This window comes from Clostridium sp. DSM 17811, assembly GCF_018861905.1.
GTDB classification, from domain to species: Bacteria; Bacillota; Clostridia; order Clostridiales; family Clostridiaceae; genus Clostridium_AD; species Clostridium_AD frigoriphilum.
Genome location: NZ_JAHLDU010000027.1, coordinates 27,630 through 48,079, shown reverse-complemented (window position 1 = coordinate 48,079; position 20,450 = coordinate 27,630). Strand labels below are relative to the sequence as shown.

Sequence of the window (20,450 nt, the reverse complement as noted above, 5' to 3'; positions counted from 1 at the left end):
GCCTTGATTTTTTGTTGGTCTGAGATAATTGATTTTCTTCCCATAAAAAATAGCTCTCCTTATAGTAAACAGTTTTATTATTTAACTGTCTACCATAAGGGGAGCATATCACTTAGAAGACATTTTGGGTTCATTGAATTAATGATGAATTATGTTTTGTTTGATAAGGCTGTATTTGAGAGATTGCTACTAAATAAATGGCTTAAAGAATTAAATGCTAGAATATGCGAGTGCATAGGCACGGATGCTCGAAACTTACAAATTGGCCATTCGTATTTTTTAGAAAAAGAGAAACCTATTAGTAGCAGAGGATGATGAAATAGAGGAAGAAACTGAAATTGAAAAGGTCAATGAGAGTGGTTGTGGAGATAACTTATCATCACCTAGAGGCAGAATTGATATTAATAAAATCTGTGGTCAAGGCGGAATTACAAAGGATACATTGCCTTGCAATTACTTTAATATGAAGACAGATAGTTCATGTTATAAAGAGGACTTACAAGTAAATAATTTAAGTGTGAGGGTAGATAAATCTAGCACTATACTTTGTTTTTTTGTCTGAATTTACAAATGTTGTAGGGAAAAGGTGTTTTTGTGTTGAAATGAGAATAGAATTTTATGTTGGACGTGTCTATGGATTTTGATTTTAGAGGTGTGCACTTTTTAGCGGAATTATATATATGACCCTTGATAAGTTTTCTCAGACAAGGAATATTAGTCTTGTGTTGACAGAGCAGATTTAGAGTATTTTATAAATTCCCTCAGACTTATAGTTTGGGGGAATTTATATTTAGTGTAAATATTTTATTTTATTGACAAATTTTATTGACAGATAAACTACTAGGCGGTACAATATAGGTAAACTACTATGTGGTGAAAGGTAGGTAAATAATGTGGTAGATCGTTCACAATTAATGCGTGGAACATTAGAGGGTTGTATAGTTAAGATAATAAGTGGGGAAGAAACATATGGATATGAAATAGTATCACGATTACAAGATTATGGATTTGAGGATGTAAGAGAAGGGTCAACTTACCCTATTCTATTACGACTTGAAAAAAAGAAAATAATTTCATCTATTTATAAGGAGTCCCCCCTAGGACCAAAGAGAAAATATTATTTTTTAACTGATATTGGAAAAGAGTTTTTAAAAGAATTTGAAATTGTATGGAATGATGTAAAGAGGTCTGTGGATCAAATAATGAAGGGAGAATGAGAATATGACTCAAAATGAAGTAATCTTGTTAAAAGAAGAAAATAAAAAACAGTCAATACAACTAAGGGAAGATGATGAGCGGAACATTAAAAATATTATGAAAAGTATGAGTATGTTTAAGGTTAATTCATATGATGCACAAGTAATTCAAAGGGACTTGATAGGAATGGCACAAGAATTGAAATTAAGAAATTCCAGCTTACAAGAGGCTATAGGGGATGATGTTAAAGGGTTTACTAATGAGATTATCAATAACAGTAGTGGACCATGTAAAAGAGAAATTTTACTAAATCTTTTGCTTAAACTATCTGGATATTTCTTTGCTTGGTTTACTGGATTGTCATTTGTAGCCTATGGAGGATTATCATGGGAAGCAAATCCGATTATATATTTTTATTATATTGGGGCGGTATTAATTATATTTGTAACAGAAGGTATGATAACTCCATTATTTATTACTGAAAAAGGGCTTAAGAAGAAATTATCCTCAGTCTTTTCAATAGTGCTATTTTTAGTTTTTTCGACTATTATATATTTTCTAAATGATAATCAGTACACTATAGAAATCAATGCCGGATACATAATTTTGATATCCGCAATAGTGTATTTAATTGTAAAATATTTGAATGTAATAAATATTAATAGATTAGCCAAAGGCAAAAAAAATTATATTGATGATTTAAAATAGATCAATACTCACTATACCTAAAAAAACAAGAAATAAGGATGTGCACTTTTCAACAGAAATCCTATATAATTTAGCGATATTAAAATCAATAGCCTTAATAAAAAAGTTGCTAAATTGTATCAAAATTAGAGTGATTAGACAGTGGAAATCACAATTAATTATTAATTAGTTGTGATTTTCTTATGCTTTAATTTAATAAGAGTAGAGTGATGAAAGGTGAGCCATATACTTGGACAATGAAATTGTAGAGCAGCTTATTTTTATAATTTTCGAGTTTTAATGCTTAATGAAATGAATAAAGTGTTCATTTGGAGTATACCGCAGACGAACGTGAACTAACAGGCTCGAAAGTGGCATTATATGGTGGTGAATATGAATACAAATCGTTCATATAATATATGGACTTTAAACGAACGATTTAATATAATAAGTATAAAGAGGTGATTACACTGAACTGCTCCCTGTCAAGTAGACAGTCGAAATAATAAAAATTACTCAGACGGCTAACGCCCTAAATTCTAAAGGGCTAAGGCCCCTAATAATTTCAACAATATTATGTTTTGAGTTTGTATTATTTGACATCGCTGGAATTGTCGTTTCATACAAATTTCTCCCTATTCAATTGAGACATCATGTCGTTTTATTAAATACATCCTTAAAGACTAATGGGGATTTTATTTATATCACGTCAAAAAACACAAAATATAAGTCCTCTCTCACAAAAAAAACTGCCACGAATAAACGGGCAGTTTTTAGACACACAAGTTATTTTGGCAACCAGGCTATCATAACACTCGAAAGCACCTTAGACACTGTGGCTTTGCACCAGCATTTTTCAATGGATTTGCCCTTTATTAAATTAAAATCCGTTTTAGTTTTCACTGTTTGCATCAATCAAGAATTCGTTTTGCTAATTATCTGTGCAGGGCATTTTTTACTATTTGTTAACCATTTACATACTCGACACTCAAAACACGGCTTATAATTTATATTATCTAATGAGTTTCCCACAAAATTTGCATCAGCTAAAAAGGGCCTCCCATACGCTATAAAATCGCAATCATTATTTTCTATCAGCGTATTTCCCCTTTCCAGCGTCTTTATATCGCTGACACAAATAATGGGTAAATTTACATGATTTTTTACAAAATATCCCGTGTAGACTGTATCATTATACGTAAAATCGGTTGGCAATACCAATTTTCGATCTTGTGGTATTCCCGTTGAAATATGCAGCATATCAATTCCCATATTCTCCAAAGCAAGGGCAGTTTGTACATCCATATCTAAAGTACTTCCCCAGCCCATTCGATATGAAATTATAAAAGGAGATCCAGCTAAACTTTTTATTCCTTCAACAATTTCTTTTACTAATGACAGTCTTTTGGCTAAAGTTCCGCCATAATCATCCTGGCGCAAATTGGAGTTGGATGATGCCATCATATTTAAAAAGAAGGTGTGCGCTCCATGCAGCTCAATTCCATCCATGCCCGCCTTTTTACAGATTTCTGCACTCCTTACAAATTCATTCCTAATTTTAATCAAATCTTTTTTAGATAGTATATTGATATTCATAGAGCTTCTATCATAAAAGCCGTATCCTGGAAGAGAAAGTTGTGCAAAAATTCTTGTTCCATTCTTATGATACTCTTCCGTTATTCTATTCAAGTAATTAATATGCCTGTCAGAGAACGCACCTGCACCACCTGATGTTCCAGATCCACTTATATTACTGCTATCCGCTGACACAGAAAGTGCTTGTGTCACAATCAGCCCAATCCCTTTATCGGCTCTACTTAAATAATCTTGCATAAGTTCTTCTCCCATGATTCCATCATAGCTTGGAAATCCAAAGCGAACCATTGGTGCCATTACAATTCTATTGCGAAAAAAGATATTATTTATTTGAAATGGATTAAATACTTTCAACATACACTCACTTCCTATCTATAAAATCACTATGCAATCCCATATACTCATAATTTGAGTAATCGCAGCATCAATGGTGTCAAATGAAATCTGCTGTCCGTCTGCATTTTAGCAGTCTGCCTTAATGCCTGTTCAACAGCTTCTCTTGGCTCCAATGAATTATCTTTTAGGCACAATTATCATACCCTCTGATATCTATTGATTCTCACTGGAGCTTTTAAGTATTCTACAAACTCCGCTATGGTTTTTTTGAAAAGTGGAGATTGCATATGTTTATCAAGAGCATCTTGGTCTTTCCATTCCTCAATCATAGTCATCAAAGCAGGATTGTCCAAATCCTGAAACAGTTCGTAATTTACACACCCCGCATGAGAACACCTAGTCTCATCAATAAGTGGTTTGAGTGAATGAATAAAATCGTTAATTTTATCATTTTTAAGTTCGTGCTGTGCCACAATTATAAAAGCCATTACTTTTCCTCCTTCTCATATTTCGTCGCTGAAACCATGTAAGTAATATTGGAACAATCGATCCATTATTACTATAATTATTTATCCGGTCTTTGTCAAGGATTTATGGAACAATTGATGCATATTTCCGCTTCATTAAGTCATAGAGAGAAAAAACAGTTCTGCAATTACTTTCTACTTTTTCATTTCATAAGCTGTTGACAAAATTCAAAATCTCCCTTATGATAATTATGGAACGATCGTTACAAAACTATTTTAAAGGGAGATAAAAATGAAAGACAATACAAAAAATAAATTTCCGCTATCTGGATTATTAGCTTTAGCAATGGCTGGTTTCCTAGCAATTATGACTGAAACTATTCCGGCCGGTTTGTTGCCACATATCAGTGAAGGGCTTAATGTTTCAGAAAGCTTAGCGGGTCAACTGGTAACATTATATGCGATAGGTTCATTAGTAGCAGCAATTCCTGTTATTGCATTGACTAGACAGTGGCGAAGAAGACCATTACTTTTATCAGCCATCATTGGGTTTTTAATTTTTAATTCTATAACAGCAATTTCACCGTATTATTTTTTAACATTAGTGGCTCGCTTTTTTGCAGGAGTATCTGCCGGAGTGGCATGGGGATTGATTGCAGGTTATGCAAGACGTATGGTGTCCGATGAATTTAAAGGACGTGGTATGGCAATAGCTATGATTGGAACACCAATTGCTTTAGCATTTGGTGTTCCAATTGGTACCTTTCTAGGTTCTATTATTGGGTGGCGTTTAGTATTTGTAATTATGTCAATATTGGCTATTATTCTAATAGGCTGGATTTTAATAAAAGTTCCAGATTTCCCCGGTCAAGATTCCAAGAATCAGGTTTCTATTTTAAAAGTATTTATAACTCCAGGAGTACGCCCAATACTTGCGGTTGTATTATGTTGGATGACGGCTCACAACATACTTTATACGTATATATATCCATTTTTAATTTCTAAAGGTGTAGGCCGTGTTGATTTTTCACTTTTTATTTTTGGTATCTTAGCTTTAATTAGTATAGTTATTATAGGATTATTAATTGACAGTCATTTGAGGGTCTTGGTATTAATTAGTATCTTGGCTTTTGCGATAGATTCTATTTTGTTCGGTATAAGCGGAGGATATCCGATTGCGTTAAATCTAGAGGTAGCTTTATGGGGATTAACATTTGGCGGAGCCGCTACATTGCTACAAACTGCTCTTGCTGAATCGATAGAAGATGAAGCTGTAGATGTAGTTATGTCAATAAATACAACTGTGTGGAATTTGGCTATCGCTTGCGGAAGCGTTGTAGGAGGAATAATATTAAAAAAGGCTGATGCATCCTTATTTCCGTGGAGTATATTTGTTTTACTAATTATTGCATTGTTAATATCATGGAAATCAAAAAAATATGGTTTTGTTCAGAAATGAGATAATTTGAATTTAAGGTATCTTTAATATTTGCAAATTTAAGTGTATAATCACTATTATTATATAGGATTAATTTATTTAGAGGAGTGATATTATGCCTAAAACAGGACGTCCAAGAAAGTTTAATCGAGATGAAGCAATTTTTAATGCAATGTTGTTGTTTTGGGAGCAAGGTTTTGAGTCAACTTCCTTATCTCAATTACGAGAGACTATGGGGAATATTTCGGCAAGTAGTTTTTATTCTACATTTAAATCAAAAGAAGCTTTATTTGAAGAAGTAATTGAAATGTACATGGATACGTTTGGACAGGTGACATTTTGTTTGAAGGATAGTTCTTTAGAACCAAAGCAAGCTATAGAACAAGCATTAAGACAGTCTGCTAAAATGCAAACTGATGGCGCTCATCCCCTTGGATGTTTTTTAGTACTGTCTGCCACTACTTGTTCTGTGGAGAATGCACATATTCGTGATATGCTTAGTAAACAACGCAAACTCACAAGAGACTGGTTAACAGCGTGTATACAAAATGCTGTGGAAAAAGGTCAGCTTAAAGAAACAACAGATGTTGCTATGTTAACGACTGTTTTCCAGTCTTTTTTATTTGGTATTTCAACTCAGGCAAGGGATGGGGTAAAATTTGATACAATCAATAATGCAGTAACTCAAATAATGAAAGTGTGGGACTCTTTGGCTCTTTAAAAATTTCATTTTAAATGTATTATAACGTTCTTAATTTATTTCTAATGTAACTTTAAAACAAAGAAGATTATTATATGTTTTTGTTGGTGCTAGCACTTAGCACCTATTTAAACTTTAGGTTTTAAATTAATAGGTCATAAAAGTGTTTCATTTAATTTGAATAAACACATAAAAACATGATGTAATGTCCAACTTATACTATTATACTTTTATGAAAGTGGATTAAGGCTTTCATTATCAATGGCTAACATGGCATTTTAAAGATAGACATAATACTTAAAATGTCTATCTTTATGAAATGAGGTGCTTAAATATTATAAAAGAAAATGAAGAGAAAATAAAATATCTTACTCAGGTGGAAATGAAAAAAGTTTTTAAAGTTATAGAAAAGGATAATAGCATACATGCATTAAGAAACTTGTCTATTTTTAGAGTAGCATACAGATGTGCTTTAAGAGCCTCTGAGGTTGGGTTAATTATAACAAGACAAGAGGAGAAATGTATTGTCACAGGCTTAAGGGGAGTAATAATAACCCCATAGGATTGGATCAAGAAACTATTAAGATCTTAAACAAATATATTATGCAAAATGAGATTTGTGATAATCAACAAATTTTGTTTTTAAGTCAGGAGAAAAAACCAATCTCACGCAAGAATTTAGATGTTTTGATGAAGAAGTATTGCCATTTAGCTAAAATAAGTGATATAGAAAGATACCATTTTCATACTTCAAAACATACGGCTGCAGTGCATTTGGCAGAATCTGAAATTGATATAAAAGAGCTGCAATACTATTTGGGCCATAAATCTGTAACAAACACATTAATATATTTTCAGTTTACTACAAAGCAGCAGGAAACAATGTATGCAAAACTTCAAAAAAATAATCAGATGGTTTAAATAACTGATTTATAATACATTGAAAGTTACAAGTCAATGATATGCTCCCAATAAAGTAGACAGATTAAATAATAAAAATCTGTTACTAGAAAGGGGAGTATTTTTATGTCTAGAAGAACTAAATATACAACAGAAGAAAAGTATGCAATTCTAAATGAATATGATAATGGAATTGGAACAATGAAGGAGATTGCTAGAAAGTATAAGATCAATAGAGTAACTTTATATAATTGGAGATACAACTATAGTAAATATGGAATAGATAGATTAAAAGAATCGGAATCATTCAAAAGATATTCAAAGGAGCTAAAGGAACTAGCAGTAAAAGACTACTTATCAGGAGGATTTTCACAGAGAGAAGTTGTAAATAAATATAAAATATCGAATATATCGGTACTGCAAGGATGGGCAAACAAGTATAATGGTCATAGAGAAATAAAGGCAACACCGAAGGGAATGAGCCAATCTATGACAAATGGAAGAGTTACTTCTTTGAAAGAACGAATTGAAATTGTACATTACTGTATTGCTCAAAATAACGACTATAAGCAAACTGCTGATAATTATAACGTATCCTACGAGCAAGTATACCAGTGGGTTAAAAAATATGAGGCCGGTAGTGAAAGTGCATTGAAGGATAGGCGAGGCAGGAAAAAGCCTGAAGAGGAACTAACACTTGAAGACAGAGCAAAACTTTCAATGAAGAAATTGGAAGTAGAAAATGAAAGATTAAGGGCGGAAAATGCATTCTTAAAAAAATTGGAGGAACTCGAAAGGAGGCGTACTTAAGGCGTACAAGGCAACTAGACAAGTATATTATAATTTCACAACTTCATGAAAAAGAAAAATTTTCTATCTCTTTGTTATGTAAATTAGCGAAGATTCCACGGTCTTCATATTATAAGTGGCTAACGCATAAAGGATCTGTTCTAGAGTCTGAAAATGAGATAGTGATGAAAGAAATTGTAATTATTTATAATAAAGTAAATGGAATTTACGGTTATAGAAGAATAACCATGAACTTGAATAGTAAGCTAAAGACGAATTATAACTATAAACGTATTTATAGACTTATGAGGCTCTCAGGGTTACAAGCAGTTATCCGTAGAAAAAAGAAACGTTACGTCAAATCTAATCCACAGCAAGTTGCAGAGAACATTTTGAATCGAAAATTCACCGCTGATAAATTAAATCAAAAGTGGCTTACAGATGTTACTGAATTCAAGTACGGTAATTCCAGTAAAGCGTATCTAAGTGCCATATTGGATCTATACGACAACTCTATTGTAGGATATGTATTTGGGCATTCTAACAATAACCGCCTTGTGTTTAAAAATTTAGATGTAGTTCTAAATGCCTCTCCTGGCGCAAGCCCGATGATTCATAGTGATCGAGGTTACCAATATACCTCCGATGAATTTAAGGAAAAACTGGATGCTGCAGGAATGACACAAAGCATGTCACGAGTTGGAAAATGTATCGACAACGGCCCTATGGAAGGCTTTTGGGGTATTCTTAAGTGTGAAGAGTACTACTTACACAAATATAGTTCATATGAGGAACTCTCTAATGCAATTGATAAATACATTATTTTCTACAATACTAAAAGATTACAGAAAAAGTTAAACAGCCTTAGTCCTCTGGAATTTAGGGCGTTAGCCGTCTGAGTAATTTTTATTATTTATACTGTTTACTTGACAGGGAGCAGTTCAGAATTCAACAACCCCAAAAACTATAACCCCTAATAGTAAATAACTAAAAAATTTCAATTTATAATTCCTCCTACATAAAATATTTATTCAACTATACTACTCTATTTCCTTATCCAAAAATCAGAATAATAATGATAAAATGAATTAAAAAACAGTAAAAATTTGTGTTATGTCAGCTTAAAGTTCGCTTATTTTATATCGAGGTCATGGAAGCTATGTATATAGCCAGAGTTCGCGTATGTAGATAAATAACGAACTCTCCCTATATTAACTTAATTAATGTGCATATTAGATACGAATACTATTCAATTGCTGTAATATCAAAGGATATAAATCTATTTGCTACGCCATGTTTATAATTTAATAGTCCCTTATTCCCTTCAAAGATTATTATATAATGTTTAGGATTAACACTAAAATTTAGCACAAGTCCATTATCAGTTTCGAAAGTTAAATTATATGTATAACCTACTGACGAAAAACCCATATATCCCATATAGTTTCCATTCTGTTGAATTGATTCTTTTGACTTCAATCTAGCATTACTAGAAATAACGGGTGTATAGTAGAATACTATTCCCGCATATATCATTGACAAAATAAGGCCAATAAGAATACAAAATAAAAATGAAAGTAAAAAAAAGAATATCATATTATCATGATTTATGGCTTTAAGAGTCTCATTTGCTGAAACTATTACAGGAATGTCCACATTACCAGGTAACATTTCAAGTGGTTTATAAAACCACTTAAAGTATATAAATATAGCCATACTGTACAACATTAATATTAGTGCTATGAATTTAACAGAAAATAAACGCTTTATTCCATCTGACAATTAAATCCCTCCAAGAAGATAACTTTAAAAAAGGAACATCTAGTACAGCCATTATTAAAATACTTCGCAGTTTTCTACGAATTAAACATGAATATTTAGCTAATTATACTATTTTATCCAGACATTACATATAAGAAAATGAAATATGTTTTGTTATATAAGATAAAAAGCAGGTTATATATTAGAAATCAAAAAAACACAATGATGTGAAAGCAGACTTCCACGTCATTTGTTATGTGCTCTTATCTAGCCTATACCATCATTCATGCTATTTTGATATGCAATAAGGCTCTATTTTAATGCATAAAATGTGTCTAATTGAGAATATGCACCCTCTTTATGCATTATTTATCACTTTGTTTTTAGTCCCTTTTCTAAAAAAAAGATAGTTTATATAATAAACTATTATTAACATAATCAACCTTTATAAATGGCTTAAAACCAATTAATAAAAGAAGGGAAACCTCTATATTTACATGCAACATTAGATATATTATTATATAAATTTAAAACTGATTTAGGAGCTTTAAATCTATTTGTGACTAGGTATAATGTTATAGCATTACTTAGTTTTGTGCAAATAAGGTTGTACTCTTCGTCACGTTCAAGTTTTATTTTAAATGGAATAAGAACATTAGTTAAATCTTGATTATTTTTAACTTCAGAATCATTCAAAACATCTTTTAATTCATTTAATAAGAGATAATTTTCATTCATTTATACAACACCTCCTTAATAGGCACATGAAGAACATAGCTGTAACCAGAAGTAACATCTTATATTAAAAGGTTTATAAATGCTTCATTATAAACCTTTTGGGCTTCGTTAATTGCTAAAATTAAATATATAGCAATGGTTTCTCTTTTTTCATAACCTTAATCTGATCTTATCATCTAAATTAGTTTATAGAGTTTATATAAAAAATTATTACAAGTTAGTCTCAAAAAGTTCCTATAATGTCAAGGGTAGGAACTTTTTCTGAGATTAGCTTACCATATACATCTAAAATACTCAACAAAATGCTTTAAATACACCTAAGTTCTAGCTAAGATCAATAATAATCATATTGTTAGCAAGAATAAGTACACCTACCTCTTATTGGTATTTTACCTTTACTTAAAGATGAGCATTCATCTACGTGGTATTTGGTTCCCGTTTTACTAGCATATACAGTTACACTCTGATCTTGACTAGAAGGCTTTGTTGTTGTGATTTTGCAGACCCTGAGCCTATGCAATTATAACTACCTGAAATAAATTTATAATATAGTTCATACTTCCGATGTTACCCTCATGTACATGAGAAGGCTGCATTCCTTTTAATATAAATTAAAGGAATGCAGCCTTTTTAGCTTTTTTTGATATATTTTGTTGCATAAAATAGATATTAATCCCTTTAATAAGTTAAATAGGATATAATGTGTATAAAAGTAAGTGTATGTTAAAAACGACGATGAGTTTAGGACTAGCCCTAGTAGCTATGGTAGCATTGCTTGGGGAAGTTCATTTAAATTTATAATGTACAAAATGAACAGCGATGGCAAGTGGGTTCATAAGTATTATCATATGTTATATCCAGATAAAATTGATGCTTTTCATACTACTCGGTGGCAGAAACACGCATTGATTTACAGTAACAGTAAACCTGTGCAAGAAAACGAATTGTATACTATGTCAGGGCAACTTATTAAAATTGTAAAGCAGACGGGACTTTCTTCTAGCTATGTAATGAACTCAATGTGTGAGTTGTTTAGGTATCCAAAATATTATTAGAGAAAATATTATTCCTCTTATTGAAGAATATTGTTATGGTGACTATGCTTTGATTTCTAAGATTTTAGGTGAAGGTATTGTTGATGTGAAAAACCAAACTATTAGATTTGAGTTGTTTAATACATCAAATATCGCGGGCCTCATAACGGCACTGCTCTCGCCATGTCCAACAATACGCGAAGTGGGAAAAGTAGCAGAGGATGATGAAATAGAGGAAGAAACTGAAATTGAAAAGGTCAATGAGAGTGATAGTGGAGATAAAATATAATGAATCAAACTGTCAATTTAAAAGAGTGGGACAGCATAATATTAAAGGATATAGAGTTGCCTGATAACGACACACGTCATATAGCAAAAGCACTTAATAATAAAGGAATTATAGAAATCATAGAACTTAAAGGTGGGTTATCTATATGTAGTAATTCTTATGTTGGTAGAATTAGACTAGGAGAACTACAAATAAACGTATACCCAAAGATAAATGGTATGCCGCTTTATAAATTGCTAAGGTATGCTTATGGATTAAGAGAGCTTAAGTTATTTAATGAGGCTGAGCATGATATAGGTAAATTTTAAGTTCTTTGACTTACTTATTTATGAGCTTTATGTTGAGGCAGAGAACTTGCTCCATAGAGGAATTCAAAAGAGTTATATCAAGCGTGGAGAGAACTTATCATCACCTAGAGGCAGAATTGATATTAATCTACGAGGGTACTTTTTTGATATGAATGCATTTTTTGAAACACTAATAGGAAGATTGCTGCAGAACTTTAGTGAAGGCTACTCTGTAAAAGACCAGTATAGTTTACATGATATGTTCATTTATACATCAAGGTTTAACCCCTACAACAGAAAATCACCTACTCCAAGACCTGACTTTGCACTTATGAAGGAAGGCAGGGTGGTGAAAGTGCTAGATGCTAAATGCAGAGATTTGTGGGAAAGAAGTTTGCCAGCTAAAATGCTATATCAGCTAGCGATTTATGCAGTAAGCGGAATAGGAGATAAGACTGCAACTATCGTATATCCGACACTTTCAGATATACCAACTACCGCGCATATGCCTCTATATTTTATAGGTCGCATCATAAACTTAATAAATGTAAAAATAAATGGTTAAAGTAACTACAAGTTGTTCAAGGTCGCTGAGAGATTTTATGTGCGAAGCGAATTTGCTACAATTACCCAAGGGTCTGACCCCTTGCAGAGATTGGAAGTGAAACGGACAAGATATATTGCTTAGAAGAGATAAAAAAAGATGGAATGTCTTATTTTACTTGATATGAAAGCAGCCTAATATAGGTGCTTTTTTTACTTTATGTGGATAAAAATTCTTGCAAGGTTCTTTATGATTGCAAATAAAATTTAATTAAAGAGTAAAGAAAGATAACTTTTATTCGATGTTAATACAAGAGTGTTAATACATACAAATATAGTATTAAATGCTAAATTAGGTATAAGCATAGGCTTATACCTAATTGATATTAAAGGGGGACATAATAAGATGAATACTATTAATAAGAATTTATCAATGCTGAGTGCTCTAAAATATTAACATGGTATAAATGGAAGAGAGCCCTGTTGAAAGTAAAAAGAATATTATAATTAAAAAATATAAATGGGTAGGTATAATAGGAATCATTTTAATAATTATTAGCATTATAGGTATTACTAAATATCAACAATATAGTAATAACAAAAATTATAATATGAATATTAGTGAAGCACAAAAGAATATTAAAGCAGAGAAATTTAGTGAAGCAATAAAAGATTATCAAATCGCATTAACATATAAGTAGGATAGCAGTGTGAACTCTAAAATAGAGTTATGTAATGAATTGCAATCTTCATTAAAAGACTTTAGGAACGGAACTGAACTACAGAATAATAAAGATTATTTAGGAGCATATAATGCATTTAAAAGTGTAAGCTCGAAAGATGTAAAAAGATTTGTTGTTGCTAAAGGTAAGATTAGTGAATGCTTTAATTCATATTCAAGGGATGTATTTCTTCAAGCAAAAGATTTAGCTATTAAATTAGATTATCAAGGTGCAATAGATGATGTTAATTTAGTATTAAGTATTGATTCGAATAATGAAAATGCAAAAGTTTTAAATATAGTTTGGGATAATTGTTCAAGTAAGGTTATCAAAGAAGTTAAGGGTGATACTGACAACATCGTCGACCAAACTAATATTAAGAGAAAAACACATTTTGTTATGAAAAAGATTTTTATTTTTCCAATATTGGGGGCTGTATTATTTATTTTATATTATATTGGTTTACAATTTACAAATAATAATGGATACGAGCTTGTGGGAATCTACTCTTATCTAAGATATTTAATACCGGTTATTAGTTTTATTCTGATATGTCCATTAATTATTATGGTTATTAAAAATATTAAAATCATTAAAAATATTAAAGGAATTTATAAAAATCAAAAAAAGATAGAACCTGAAAATGTAGTTCGCGAAGAAATTGATCAGGCAACTAAAATTGCAGTTTAAAAAAAGCTTTTTACACCAGTTAAAGTCATAATTATCACAATACTTATAGGCGCTATTGCAGGTGGAGGTATTATATATTCAAATAAACAAAAGGTCATAAAAGCTGAGAAAGCTGAAGTAGCATATATGATGAAGTTAAATAAAGGGATGCTTTTAATTTCAATTCAAGCTCTTAAAATTGAAACAGATGCGCAGTCAATTTCAAGTGTTTGGCATGATGCTATTTTTAACTCGCCTGTTAATGTTAATGGAGATCAGGCATATACTTTTGATGATGCGATTAAATATAAAAATGAAGAATTCAAAAAAAATGGAGAAATGGATGCAATTGTTAAAGGTAGAACTGACATACAGGCATTAATGGAAACACTAATTAATCCACCAACGAAGCATAAAGATGCTTATGAATCACTTATGAAAATATATAACTCATATAATGAATTTGAAGGTATGGTTGAGTCTCCAAATGGTTCGCTTACAGGTTACAATCAAAAAATTAGTACATTAGATTCTAGTTTATCATCTCAGCTTAATGAATTTAGAACTAGATATCCAATAGCAAAGTAAATCGAGCATGGATTTTTGGAAAAACAAATTGTGTTTACAATTTGTTAGCGATCAACGGGGGTTCTAATGAGCGAAGCGAATTTGCTATTAGGTTGGACATACTGAATGATAATGTTGTTAAGAATTCATATCTTTATGTTGAAAATGATAAAGAACCTACAATGATTGCTAATAATAAATATAAGGAAGTTGCAGAAGAATATGGATATATATTAGATTCTTCAAATTAGGCCCATGAAGAACATAGCTGTTCTGTACTGAAAACTCAGTTCCTAAATATGGTAATCTCATTGCTAGTTCTGTCCCGTTACCACACAACCACCAATATACGCCCTGTCGGGACGCACCATGTATGTCGGCTGTGCCCGATGTATATTCTTTTGAATGATTTTAATTTTTTATGGCAATCAAAAATCTTTAGTCTGCAGATTATTATAATAAGAATTAACTGTAACTGGAGTGTAATCCTTAATCTTATTATCAGTTAAAAACAAACTAACCAAGTTAGTCAATCCTTTTAAAGGTTCTATATTACTAATCTGATTATGATCTAAATTTAAATATGCCAAGTTAGTCAATCCTTTTAAAGGTTCTATATTACTGATCTGATTATCAGTTAAATATAAACTAGTCAAGTTAGTCAATCCTTTTAAAGGTTCTATATTACTAATCTGATTATCAGTTAAATGCAACTCACTCAAATTAGTCAACTTTTTTAAAGCTCCTATATTACTGATTTGATTGTTAGCTAAATCTAAACTAGTCAAGTTAGACAATTCTTTTAAAGCTCCTATATTACTGATCTGATTATGATCTAATTTTAAACTAGTCAAGTTAGACAATCCTTTTAAAGCTCCTATATTACTGATCTGATTATAATCTAAATATAAATCTTTCAAGTTAGTCAATCCTTTTAAAGGTTCTATGTTGCTTAACTGAGTATATCCTAAATACAAACGAGTCAAATTAGTCAAATTTTCTATCCCTGAAAGATTTGTAATAATTTGTTGAGAATCAACGTCTAGGTATTCTAGATTATCTATATCACCCTTTAAGATATTTCCGGTAGGTTTTTTGATTCTATCTCTTATTACTTTTTCTAAATTTTTATCAGGAAAAGTAATAACTTTTCTTGATGCAACAACGTTAGGATTATTAAAATAAACTAATGAACTAAATATAATCACAATAACAAAAACTAATAATAATATTTTTTTCGTATAAAACACCTCTTATAAATTATTTTTATAAAACAATTATCCTATTGTAAATTCTAACATATTTACATCAAAAACAAGCATATATAAACTGAAAAATTTAGAGTTTTAAATTAATTATAAAAAATCCTCATATTTTAAACTATGAGGATTTTTTTATATAGTTTAGAAATAAACCCAATAAGCTTTTGCCGTCTTACTTGGAACAGGATATCTATAAGAACCTTTCTGTACATAACCAGTCGTCAATCTTTCTATTTTTGCCTGTACTTTCTCAAATTCATCTGCACTACAAATCTTCTCATAATCAGTTTTATTAACACAAGCTTTAACTTTACCTCCTAAATGATGCTGCCATGCATAAGCAAAGCTTTTCTCACCGTTTGTTCCAGTATTACAGGAATAAAATACAGAGTTACACATATAAAAAACATTAGAGTGTATGCCATTTATATCAATAATATCTATTGTATAGTCGTCACCAAATTGTAAAAAGCCTTTATATCCATGCCCAAATAGGGTAAATTCTTTAATTGCTTGGGTCCTTTTACCAGTACCGTTTATTGTTGCTGTATTAAGATAGTTGAGTAGTTCTTTTTTAGTACGCACAAATATAATATTTATAAAGTCATAGATAGCTGAAATTGATTCGAAATTTACAATATCCTTTTCAGAATACATCTTTAAATCAATTATCCAAGTAATTGTATCTATAAGTCTTTTTGAACCTACTGGCATTTTATCTCGATCAAGTATATATTCATGTAACTTTCTTAAAGCAGTTTCAATAAAGTTGTATTTATAACGATCCTTATCATCTTCTTTTCCGGATAAAACTATATATTCAAAACCATTCGTTAAAGGAATATGAGGTTTATCTGGATCAGGTATAGCTGGAACATATGGATCTGGGATACCTGCTGCAGTATTACTTAAGTTTATTTTTGATACACCCTTATCTATACCAGAACTAATATTATTATCTATTTCTATTGCTCCATCTCCACTTCCAATAGTAATAGTTGATATTTGATCTATGGCCCAATCTTTAGGCAATGGATATCCGAGATTTCCGCTAAAACCTGATGACATATCACACACGAAGCTACTACATGAATAGCCTGCATTTTGCATACTACTACATACATTTCTAGGTGCGTATATTCCAATTTTATAAGTTGTATTAGTTCTTCTAAAAACCTCAAATATTTCACTAAAGTAAGGAGAAATCGTTCCATTTATATCACCATCTAAAGCATCGAAGTCTACACAAAAGTATATAATAGTTTCTGAATCAAATCCAAAACCACTTGCTAATGCAATTGCTGTTTTTGCATCCTTATTTCCTTGAATTCTATTGAAGTATGATAATTGGGTTCCTCCAGTTTCAAAGATAGGGAATACATTAAGTCCTGCTGCAAAAATAGTATTTAATTCATTAGATGTCATTTTATATCTACCAGTAAGATATCTTCCTACTAATTTATAGCCATTATTTTTAAGAGTTTGTGCTTTTTTATCAGTTATAGTAGTAGAACAATCACAGGCAGTTCCTTTTCTAGATGTATCACCAGTACTTACTAATAATGAAGCCCAAGTTTGCATACCTGCAACACCATCAGCAGTTAAGCATGAGAATGTTTGAAAGTTAGTTACAGCTATTTTAACATCATCTCCATATTGTCCATTAAATCCATTTGAATCATATCCGTTACAATATAGAGCGTATTGTAGTAAGTATATAAATTTAGTTTGAGTACTTCCTACTGATAATATGGGACATTTACTTTTTGTAGATGGTCCAAATACTCCATTAGGGACATCAATTTTTTCTTCTATTTGTAGAGCATAAAGTAGTGCTTTATTAGTAGAACGTCCGTATATGCCATCACAAGGGATTAATCCAATATTATCATTGAAGTATTGATTTGAAATATAGTCATGATTAAATCTTTGTTGAATTTCACGTATCTTAGCTACACCAGTATAGCATCCATAATTCAGCAATGTAAATGCATCCATAGCTAATAAAGATTTCATTATAGTTGCATTTACAATTCCATCAATATTAGTTAATCCTGCATCAGTTTGAAATCTTATGATTGCATTTTTAGTTAGTGATGTAAAAACGCCCGTAAATTAGTTGGGATTATATCCTTTACAAAATAAGGCACTTTGAAGAATAATTATTTTATTACTATCTGTTACTGGTGAACTAACAGACAAATTTGTAAAAGCATTTTTTGTACCAGGTCCAAAATTACCATTAGGTGATGGGAGCTTGAGTTCTATTTGTAAAGCTGTTATTAACGCCTTCATCGTACCCCATCCAGTAACTCCATCTTCTGCAATTTTAGTATATGACTTATTTCCCGAGTATGTTTCATTTGCCCATTTTTGAGTTTGCAAAACCATTTTATCCATTTTATAAAACCTCTTTCCTTATTTTTATATACATATACTACAAAGAAAAAATAGCTGTAATTGTAAACCTGTATAAAATATTTATTATAAAATCTGGGTAGTTTTGCCTATTACCCGTTTTCGGGGGAGGGTCAAAAACTACCCTATTTAGATTACTTTTAATGATTGCCAAAGATATTAAAGGTAAAAATGTATGTTACAGTTAATTAAGGGGTAGTGCTCTCTTTTCGTGCAAAAGTATCCTCATTTATTATTTTTATATCTTCTGTATTTGCTGTAGCTGTAGAAGAAATTCCGTTTGAAACAACAGCGGCTTGTACCTCTTGAACTGAGGTTAATGCGGTTAACGCACCTAGTGTTGTAGCTAAAGTCAATGCACATAATTTTAATTTCGCTTTTTTATTCATATTAATTCCCACTATAATGTTTTGAGTTTACTAGAAGTCTCTGCAATAGTACTCTGCCAATTAATAATACTAATATTAATTGGCAGAGTGCTTGTTTTTGAATGGAAATCTCTTAATCATAATAATTACGGAGGTGTAGGTATCAAAACATGATGCACCTCTAATACATAATATTAATTTTTTATCAAATAAGCGATCACTTATTGTAAGAATTCTTACAATGCAAATTATATTACTTTTATTAATAAAAGTAATATAATTTGCATGAAACATACAATTTTCTACATAAACAGAAGTATTATCATAAAATAACAAGCAAATTTACATTTAAACCGTTGGTTAGCCAAAGTATCAAAGCTAACCCTGTCTATATATAGCGAAAATGCGCTTTAAGATAATAATATTAAGTTTCATACAATATAATAAGATGTTATATTGTATCAAAAGTATCTATTCAAAAGCGTAAGCACTCAGTTAAATTTAACTAAGTGCTTAACAACCCATATAAACCAATGCTTTAATAAAATAATCTTCCCCAAATCTAAAAACCTCTCCATTCCTCCATATATATAAGTAAAACCCTAAAGGAGGAATCACCAATGGACAAAACCCAAATAATAGAAAGCCTAATCCCAGGAGCTTTACTATCCTATAAAAAATACAACATACTACCATCCCTAACCATAGCTCAGGCAATACTCGAAACAGGCTGGTTGCAATATGTTAAAGGTAATAACATCTTTGGAATCAAATGGACAGAAGGTTGCGGATATGAAGTTCAAGAATTTAATACTCATGAATTTATAAATGGAGTGAGCACTCCCATGGTATGCATGTTTAGAAAGTATGATACGCTGGGTGACAGCATCCTGGACCATGGAAAGCTTTTAAGCTTTAACCGGTACAAATCTGTAATAACATCTAAAAACTACAAGGAAGCTTGCCAGAACGTCTATAACTCAGGATACTGTACTGATGATGAGTACCCTGAAAAACTAATAGCTATAATTGAACAAAATAAACTTTATGTTTATGACTCTGCTCCTAGATCTGAAATTACTAAAAACACAACTTCTGTAGATATTAAATATCTACAAAAATGCCTAAACTCTATGAAAATAAGAGATATAAATAATAATGTTTTAGTTGTAGATGGAGCCAGTGGACCATTAACCATAGGTACTATTAAAAAGCTTCAGCAAATACTTAACCTTTCTATCGATGGTATATGTGGACCCGAAGTATTATCTGGAGTTAAAGCTATTATGGAAAAGCCTCTATGTAGTATTAATTCTACGGAAGATAAAACAGCTATAAGATATATTCAATGGAGAACTGGCAGCGCTATCGATGGTATTTATGGAAATGAGACTATAAGATTTGTTAAGCAATATCAACGAAGCAATAAATTAGTGATTGATGGAATTGTAGGTAACGGTACTTGGCAAAGCTTACTCTCTTAAACCTACAATAATATATGTAAATAAGCTTGTAGTAATGTTGTTGTGATTTTTCCAGACCCTGAGCCTATGCAATTATAACTACCTGAAATGAAATTATAATATAGTTCATACTTCCGATGTTACCCTCATATACATGAGAAGGCTACATTCCTTTTAATTTAAATTAAAGGAATGCAGCCTTTTAGCTTTTTTTGATAT

At 31.1% G+C, this 20,450-nt stretch carries 23 protein-coding genes, 2 pseudogenes and 1 riboswitch; of the genes and pseudogenes, 16 read left to right on the top strand and 9 right to left on the bottom strand.

Annotation, left to right across the window (positions count from 1 at the left end):
• From KPL44_RS20985 to KPL44_RS20975, 3 genes are all read left to right on the top strand, one after another.
• The coding region (locus KPL44_RS20985) for a hypothetical protein (protein WP_216254336.1) at positions 1-315 on the top strand (315 nt) is incomplete at its 5' end.
• Positions 316-893: 578 nt separating this feature from the next.
• A complete protein-coding gene (locus KPL44_RS20980; protein WP_216254333.1) occupies positions 894-1,217 on the top strand; it encodes a PadR family transcriptional regulator in 324 nt (107 codons plus the stop codon).
• A gap of 4 nt (positions 1,218-1,221) precedes the next feature.
• The gene (locus KPL44_RS20975; protein WP_216254331.1) at positions 1,222-1,905 is read left to right on the top strand and encodes a hypothetical protein; all 684 of its coding nucleotides are present in this window, start codon (positions 1,222-1,224) and stop codon (positions 1,903-1,905) included.
• Between the two features lie 769 nt (positions 1,906-2,674).
• Positions 2,675-2,764, bottom strand: a riboswitch (cyclic di-GMP riboswitch).
• A gap of 35 nt (positions 2,765-2,799) precedes the next feature.
• Here the strand turns inward: KPL44_RS20975 and KPL44_RS20970 are convergent.
• Both KPL44_RS20970 and KPL44_RS20965 read right to left on the bottom strand, forming a co-directional pair.
• Complete coding sequence (locus KPL44_RS20970; protein ID WP_216254328.1) at positions 2,800-3,837, bottom strand: oxidoreductase; 1,038 nt, start codon at positions 3,835-3,837, stop codon at positions 2,800-2,802.
• A gap of 176 nt (positions 3,838-4,013) precedes the next feature.
• Positions 4,014-4,304 carry a putative quinol monooxygenase gene (locus KPL44_RS20965; protein ID WP_216254325.1) on the bottom strand — a complete coding sequence of 97 codons (291 nt, stop codon included), beginning with the start codon at positions 4,302-4,304 and terminating at the stop codon, positions 4,014-4,016.
• Between the two features lie 271 nt (positions 4,305-4,575).
• Between KPL44_RS20965 and KPL44_RS20960 the strand changes: the two genes are divergently transcribed.
• From KPL44_RS20960 to KPL44_RS20945, 4 genes and pseudogenes are all read left to right on the top strand, one after another.
• Positions 4,576-5,742 carry an MFS transporter gene (locus KPL44_RS20960; RefSeq protein ID WP_216254322.1) on the top strand — a complete coding sequence of 389 codons (1,167 nt, stop codon included), beginning with the start codon at positions 4,576-4,578 and terminating at the stop codon, positions 5,740-5,742.
• A gap of 151 nt (positions 5,743-5,893) precedes the next feature.
• The gene (locus KPL44_RS20955; protein ID WP_216254320.1) at positions 5,894-6,442 is read left to right on the top strand and encodes a TetR/AcrR family transcriptional regulator; all 549 of its coding nucleotides are present in this window, start codon (positions 5,894-5,896) and stop codon (positions 6,440-6,442) included.
• 313 nt (positions 6,443-6,755) lie between these two features.
• A pseudogene (locus KPL44_RS20950) lies at positions 6,756-7,342 on the top strand (tyrosine-type recombinase/integrase).
• Between the two features lie 105 nt (positions 7,343-7,447).
• Positions 7,448-9,009, top strand: a protein-coding gene (locus KPL44_RS20945) for an IS3 family transposase (RefSeq protein WP_216254317.1) whose coding sequence is annotated in 2 segments (ribosomal slippage) — positions 7,448-8,105 and positions 8,105-9,009 — 1,563 coding nt in all. Because the reading frame shifts where the segments join, the coding sequence is not laid out codon by codon here.
• A gap of 346 nt (positions 9,010-9,355) precedes the next feature.
• On the opposite strand, the gene KPL44_RS20940 is transcribed toward KPL44_RS20945, so the two are convergent.
• On the bottom strand, positions 9,356-9,892 hold the full coding sequence (locus KPL44_RS20940) for a DUF2500 family protein (RefSeq protein WP_216254315.1): 537 nt from the start codon (positions 9,890-9,892) through the stop codon (positions 9,356-9,358).
• A gap of 435 nt (positions 9,893-10,327) precedes the next feature.
• The gene (locus tag KPL44_RS20935; protein ID WP_216254312.1) at positions 10,328-10,609 is read right to left on the bottom strand and encodes a bacteriocin immunity protein; all 282 of its coding nucleotides are present in this window, start codon (positions 10,607-10,609) and stop codon (positions 10,328-10,330) included.
• Positions 10,610-11,325: 716 nt separating this feature from the next.
• On the opposite strand from KPL44_RS20935, the gene KPL44_RS20930 reads away from it, so the two are divergent.
• The 8 genes from KPL44_RS20930 to KPL44_RS20900 all read left to right on the top strand — a co-directional run bounded on the left by KPL44_RS20930 (position 11,326) and on the right by KPL44_RS20900 (position 14,971).
• A complete protein-coding gene (locus KPL44_RS20930; protein ID WP_216254308.1) occupies positions 11,326-11,664 on the top strand; it encodes a hypothetical protein in 339 nt (112 codons plus the stop codon).
• Entirely contained in the window at positions 11,633-11,932 is a 300-nt protein-coding gene (locus KPL44_RS20925; RefSeq protein ID WP_216254305.1) for a hypothetical protein, read from the top strand. The genes KPL44_RS20930 and KPL44_RS20925 overlap by 32 nt, the downstream gene beginning before the upstream one ends.
• Positions 11,932-12,240: a hypothetical protein gene (locus tag KPL44_RS25505; protein ID WP_253201884.1), complete on the top strand. Its 309-nt coding sequence runs from the start codon at positions 11,932-11,934 to the stop codon at positions 12,238-12,240. The genes KPL44_RS20925 and KPL44_RS25505 overlap by 1 nt, the downstream gene beginning before the upstream one ends.
• A gap of 46 nt (positions 12,241-12,286) precedes the next feature.
• Positions 12,287-12,784 carry an McrC family protein gene (locus tag KPL44_RS25500; RefSeq protein ID WP_253201883.1) on the top strand — a complete coding sequence of 166 codons (498 nt, stop codon included), beginning with the start codon at positions 12,287-12,289 and terminating at the stop codon, positions 12,782-12,784.
• A 445-nt stretch (positions 12,785-13,229) separates the two neighbouring features.
• A complete protein-coding gene (locus KPL44_RS20915; protein WP_216254302.1) occupies positions 13,230-13,463 on the top strand; it encodes a hypothetical protein in 234 nt (77 codons plus the stop codon).
• Positions 13,464-13,472: 9 nt separating this feature from the next.
• Positions 13,473-14,174, top strand: a complete 702-nt coding sequence (locus KPL44_RS20910) for a hypothetical protein (protein ID WP_216254299.1) — start codon at positions 13,473-13,475, stop codon at positions 14,172-14,174.
• Between the two features lie 126 nt (positions 14,175-14,300).
• On the top strand, positions 14,301-14,741 hold the full coding sequence (locus KPL44_RS20905) for a hypothetical protein (RefSeq protein WP_216254296.1): 441 nt from the start codon (positions 14,301-14,303) through the stop codon (positions 14,739-14,741).
• Positions 14,742-14,782: 41 nt separating this feature from the next.
• Positions 14,783-14,971: a hypothetical protein gene (locus KPL44_RS20900; protein WP_216254293.1), complete on the top strand. Its 189-nt coding sequence runs from the start codon at positions 14,783-14,785 to the stop codon at positions 14,969-14,971.
• A gap of 177 nt (positions 14,972-15,148) precedes the next feature.
• On the opposite strand, the gene KPL44_RS20895 is transcribed toward KPL44_RS20900, so the two are convergent.
• The 5 genes and pseudogenes from KPL44_RS20895 to KPL44_RS20885 all read right to left on the bottom strand — a co-directional run bounded on the left by KPL44_RS20895 (position 15,149) and on the right by KPL44_RS20885 (position 18,789).
• Positions 15,149-15,970 (bottom strand): leucine-rich repeat domain-containing protein, encoded by an 822-nt coding sequence (locus KPL44_RS20895; RefSeq protein WP_216254290.1) that lies wholly within the window; start codon positions 15,968-15,970, stop codon positions 15,149-15,151.
• A gap of 153 nt (positions 15,971-16,123) precedes the next feature.
• Positions 16,124-17,998: a glycoside hydrolase domain-containing protein gene (locus KPL44_RS20890; RefSeq protein WP_253201882.1), complete on the bottom strand. Its 1,875-nt coding sequence runs from the start codon at positions 17,996-17,998 to the stop codon at positions 16,124-16,126.
• A pseudogene (locus tag KPL44_RS26095) lies at positions 17,999-18,082 on the bottom strand (peptidoglycan-binding domain-containing protein); the annotation flags it as partial.
• Positions 18,083-18,097: 15 nt separating this feature from the next.
• On the bottom strand, positions 18,098-18,382 hold the full coding sequence (locus KPL44_RS25495) for a hypothetical protein (protein WP_253201881.1): 285 nt from the start codon (positions 18,380-18,382) through the stop codon (positions 18,098-18,100).
• A gap of 206 nt (positions 18,383-18,588) precedes the next feature.
• Entirely contained in the window at positions 18,589-18,789 is a 201-nt protein-coding gene (locus KPL44_RS20885) for a hypothetical protein (protein WP_216254287.1), read from the bottom strand.
• 599 nt (positions 18,790-19,388) lie between these two features.
• On the opposite strand from KPL44_RS20885, the gene KPL44_RS20880 reads away from it, so the two are divergent.
• Entirely contained in the window at positions 19,389-20,252 is an 864-nt protein-coding gene (locus KPL44_RS20880) for a glucosaminidase domain-containing protein (RefSeq protein ID WP_216254284.1), read from the top strand.
• The last annotated feature ends 198 nt before the right edge of the window (positions 20,253-20,450 follow it).